Genomic DNA, 4,215 nt, shown 5'->3' with positions numbered 1-4,215 from the left:
GCGCAGGCAGACGGTGGGCAAGTGGGTGAGACGGTACCGGCAAGCACCGCTGCTCACCTTCGTTAGCGCATAGAGCTGCGATCCGGCAACCCTGCCCTACCAACTGACACCGGTAAAAAAAGTTGAAACTAAAAGCATATGCTCCTACTCATATTCTGTATGCGAGCATATGCTCGCACATCAAAGGGAGGGGCGTCATGAATGAATTCGAGATTTTGGTGAGCGGAGCAACTGGACGGACCGGGGGAACAGCCATCAATGAATTGCTCAAGATGGGTAGACGCGTGCGGGCTTATGTGCGCGCCGATGACGATCGGGCTGCCGAACTGAGACATCGCGGAGTCGATATCTCCGTAGGGGATTTCACAGACATCGACCAGATCCGTGCCGCTATGGAAGGTATCCGGTCGGCCTATTTTCTTCATCCAATTGCGCCGGGAATTATTGGAGCTGCTGCCTATTTCGCTCAGGCTGCAAAGGAAGCAGGCGTTACGGCAATCGTCAACATGTCGCAGATTTCCGCACGGCGCGAGTCGGCAAGCCATGCTGCGCAGGATCACTGGATCTCAGAGCGGGTTTTTGACTGGTCAGGCGTGCCCACGACACATCTCCGCCCGACCTTCTTCGCCGATTGGCTTGTTTACCCGCATTTTGCGAAGGAGATCTGGGCTAAGAAAAAGATCGAGTTTCCCTTCGCCGACGGACGCCACGCGCCCATCGCGAGCGACGACCAGGGCAGGGTCATCGCCCATATCCTCGCCAATCCCGAGGGGCACGGAGGCAAGACCTACACACTGCACGGACCAGTCGAGATGAACCATACCGAGATTGCTTCCGTCATGAGCGATGTACTCGGTGCAGAGATCGGGTATGCGCCGACAACGATCGAAGAGTTCAGGGAGAAAATGGAGAATCTTTATAAGTTTCCTCCATTCCTGGTGCAGCACCTGGTCGAGGTCGCTCAGAACTATCGAGACGGCATTTTCTCCGGTGTCAAAGATAATGTCGAGACGATCACCGGAACGCCTGCGCTTTCGGTCGCGGCTTTCATCGAGAAATACCGCAAAGCATTCGCGTGATGAGAGTTTGAACAATCAATGGAAATCGAGAGGGTAAAAACGTATGCTGCAGCTCAACCAATCGCTCGGGATCGACCAGTGCTACTGTTTCGCGGTAAGGAAGGCGAGTAGACAGGTCTCACGCCTTTATGACAGCTATCTGGAGTCTGCGGGTGTGCGCATTACGCAATTCCTTACACTCGCTGCGTTGAACGAAGTGGGTAGCGCCCCGGTCAACGCCCTTGCGGAGCGATTGGATATCGAACGCACAGCGATGGGAAAGATGGTTGGTTTCCTTGAGCGTGATGGCTTCGTTACGATCAAGCCGTCACCGACAGATGGCCGAAGCCGCCTTGTGGAACTCACCAGGGAAGGACAGCGCCTCCACGATAAAGCAGCCCCTCTCTGGCGCAAAGCGCAGCACGAATTCGAGGAGCTGAATGGGAAAAATGCTGCGGAGCTGCGGAGGCGACTCAAAAGCATCGCTATTGGCGATGTCACGACAGATGCATCGAAAGGCTGAGCGTCCAGATCAACGGCTGCAACAGTAAAGCCTGCCTGCTCAGCGATGAGCATGGCGACATACGCCTGGAAAGAAATGCGACGCCAAATTGCGCTTTACACGATTACAGTGGATGTGTGCCCCGTTTAACACTCATCCTGGTTCTTCTGCACTGCTGCTTGCATCTCAGTGCTCAGGAAAACATCCACCAAGTGGATTTCAAGAGCTTTACCTATCCAGTAAGCGGACACCTACTCGGTCACAACAGCCTCCAATGGCTTGATGGTTCCACGACCAACCCTAGTAGAAAGCCGATTCTACTAGTGGACGGCAAGGACCTGAGGAAAACCTCCAGCTTCGTGATGGATGGTAAGGAATACGCCCAATACCAAGGGTTCACATTTGAGTTTGTCCGCTATGCCGACCTCACGGGAGATGGTAACGAGGAGGCTATCGTCGACCTTAGGTATTACTCCGGCGGAACGCAAACGACCGACTATGTGTACGTTTACACACTCGATCAGCACCAGCCAAAGCTCCTCGCCTACTGCCACACGGGAAGCAGATCAGACTCCGGGCTCTACGGCGTGTACGGACAAAAGGGGCTGTTGGTGTTTGAGTTGTTCGATCCGAGTAGAAGTGAGGGCGACTGCTGTTCTTCCGGCGTGCTCATCACGCGATACAAGTGGCAGTCTGGCGTTTTCAAGCGAATTGGTTCCCGCGAACGACGGGCAATTCCTCCGCCTCAAGAACAAACGATCAGGTAAATACGAAGTCGACCGGCTAAGTTTCGAGCCGCCTTCAGTCACCTACCCCTGTGGGACGACCAGACCGACTACTTCCGCGCGTTGATTCCTTTCCTCAAGTCGGTCTAGCAATTAAACCGATAGACCGCAGAAGCCTTCAGTGACATGCGGCCTCGCCGCGAAGAGCAAAGAGAAAAGCCCAGGAGAAATCCGGGATCGACCTGATTTCATCTTTCATTTCGCCTGCGACAGGGGCTTCTACATTGGAGACGGATTAGTACTCGTAAGTCGGCTTACAGGAAGGGAGCCGCCCAGCGGATGCGGAGCAGCCGACATTCCATTCGAGTGAAGATGACTCTTTGGGTTACTCGACTCTCAACGCGTCCACGGGGTTGACGGTGGCCACGCGAGAGGCCGGCAGAAAACTTGCGAGCGCTGCTGCCAGAACGAGGATGAGCGGCACGGCCACGAAGCTCAATGGGTCAATAGGGCTGATGCCAAACAACAGTGTTCTCATTAGCCGCGCGACTGCCGCGGCGGCTCCGAGGCCGATGACGACTCCGATTCCGGTGAGCAATAAGGCGGGACGGACGAACATCCAACGGAGCTCGTTCTTCCGCGCGCCGAGCGCAAGACGGATACCGATCTCACGAGTGCGCTGTGAGACGGCGTAGGAGATGACGCCGTAGATGCCGATGATGCCGAGCGCAAGYGCCATGGCTGCGGCGATCCCCAGCATCACGAGTGTGAAGGAAGTGCGCGCGAGAGACTTGCCGTAGATCTCCTGCATGGTCTGCACGGATGCCAGGGGCAGGCTTGCATTGACCGACGACACAGCTTGCTGCATTTCACTCTGCAGGCTGGCGGTTCCGGCACGGTTGGTGTGGATAGCAAAGGTCACGAAGCGCGAGGCCATGATCGCCGGCTGCGGATCATATGGGTTTCTGACCATTGCCGGCCAGTAGACGGTTGCGGGGACCTTTTCGTCCAGGCCCAGAGTATGTACATCTTCTGCGACGCCGATCACCTCCTGCCATGGCATGCTGGAAAACTCGCGTACTTGTTTGCCGATCGCTGCTTGAGCGGAGCCCCATGACTCGCGGGCTAAGTTTTCGGAGACGATGACGCTGGGTCGCAGACTGTAGATGTCGCTCCAGGTGAAGTCGCGTCCGGCGACGAGGCGCGTGCCCATGGCGTGAAAGAAGCCGGGCGAGATGTAGTTGAAGAAGCGGATTGGCGGCTCGGTCGCTCCGTAGTCCTTTCCTTTTAGGTAGAGGCTGTCCCAATTGGGTTGGTTGCCGTCCATGGGCACAGCGCGAGCGAAGCCGACAGAGGTGACGCCGGGGATACCGGCAAGCTTGTCGGTGATGTCGTTCTCGGTGCGAGTGACCATTTCGGAATTGCTGATGAGCTGATCGGGAATCCACGTGCTTACTGTCTGAATGTGTGACGCGTCGGAGAAGCCAGGATCGACATTGTGCAACGCGGCGAAGGTGCGGACCATGAGGAGAGCGCACACCAGCAGCACCAGGGCCATTGCCACCTGAGTGACGACCAGCACGTTGCGTGCGCGATGGCGTTCGCGACTGATGCTGGTGGTGCGCACGGAGCCGTCGAGCAGCGTAGATCTCTGGCGGAAGACGTATTTCCATGTGGGCAGCGAGCCGAAGAGGAGTCCGGAGAACAGTGAAATCGCAAAGGTAAATGCGACGGAACGTGTGTCGAGAGATATTTCGCTGAGACGCGGCAGACTAGCCGGGCCGATGGAGACGAGGAGACGCAGCGCCGCAGCGGCGACGCCAACGCCGAGCACACCGCCGATCAGGCCGAGCACGACGCTTTCCAGCAGCAGCTCGCGGGCGATGCGGGCGCGTCCGGCGCCGAGTGCGGCCCGTATGGAGATCTCCTG

Annotated in this window: 4 protein-coding genes; 3 read left to right on the top strand and 1 reads right to left on the bottom strand. The window is 57.0% G+C overall.

Annotation, left to right across the window (positions count from 1 at the left end):
- Positions 1 to 197: 197 nt before the first annotated feature.
- The 3 genes from AB4043_RS16565 (at position 198) to AB4043_RS16555 (ending at position 2,327) form a co-directional block, all read left to right on the top strand.
- Positions 198 to 1,079: an NmrA family NAD(P)-binding protein gene (locus AB4043_RS16565; RefSeq protein WP_442302904.1), complete on the top strand. Its 882-nt coding sequence runs from the start codon at positions 198 to 200 to the stop codon at positions 1,077 to 1,079.
- Positions 1,080 to 1,122: 43 nt separating this feature from the next.
- The gene (locus AB4043_RS16560; protein WP_442302905.1) at positions 1,123 to 1,581 is read left to right on the top strand and encodes a MarR family winged helix-turn-helix transcriptional regulator; all 459 of its coding nucleotides are present in this window, start codon (positions 1,123 to 1,125) and stop codon (positions 1,579 to 1,581) included.
- Positions 1,582 to 1,772: 191 nt separating this feature from the next.
- The gene (locus tag AB4043_RS16555) at positions 1,773 to 2,327 is read left to right on the top strand and encodes a hypothetical protein (protein WP_442302906.1); all 555 of its coding nucleotides are present in this window, start codon (positions 1,773 to 1,775) and stop codon (positions 2,325 to 2,327) included.
- 343 nt (positions 2,328 to 2,670) lie between these two features.
- On the opposite strand, the gene AB4043_RS16550 is transcribed toward AB4043_RS16555, so the two are convergent.
- A partial coding sequence (locus tag AB4043_RS16550; protein WP_442307549.1) for an FtsX-like permease family protein occupies positions 2,671 to 4,215 on the bottom strand: 1,545 nt, incomplete at its 5' end.

It is taken from the genome of Terriglobus sp. YAF25, assembly GCF_052113305.1.
Taxonomy (GTDB): domain Bacteria; phylum Acidobacteriota; class Terriglobia; order Terriglobales; family Acidobacteriaceae; genus Terriglobus.
This window is presented reverse-complemented; position numbering and strand designations above follow the sequence as displayed.

Excerpts from the sequence above, each read along its gene's own strand:
- AB4043_RS16565 (WP_442302904.1), top strand. The coding sequence starts at position 198 with ATGAATGAATTCGAGATTTTGGTGAGCGGAGCAACTGGACGGACCGGG.
- AB4043_RS16560 (WP_442302905.1), top strand. The coding sequence starts at position 1,123 with ATGCTGCAGCTCAACCAATCGCTCGGGATCGACCAGTGCTACTGTTTC.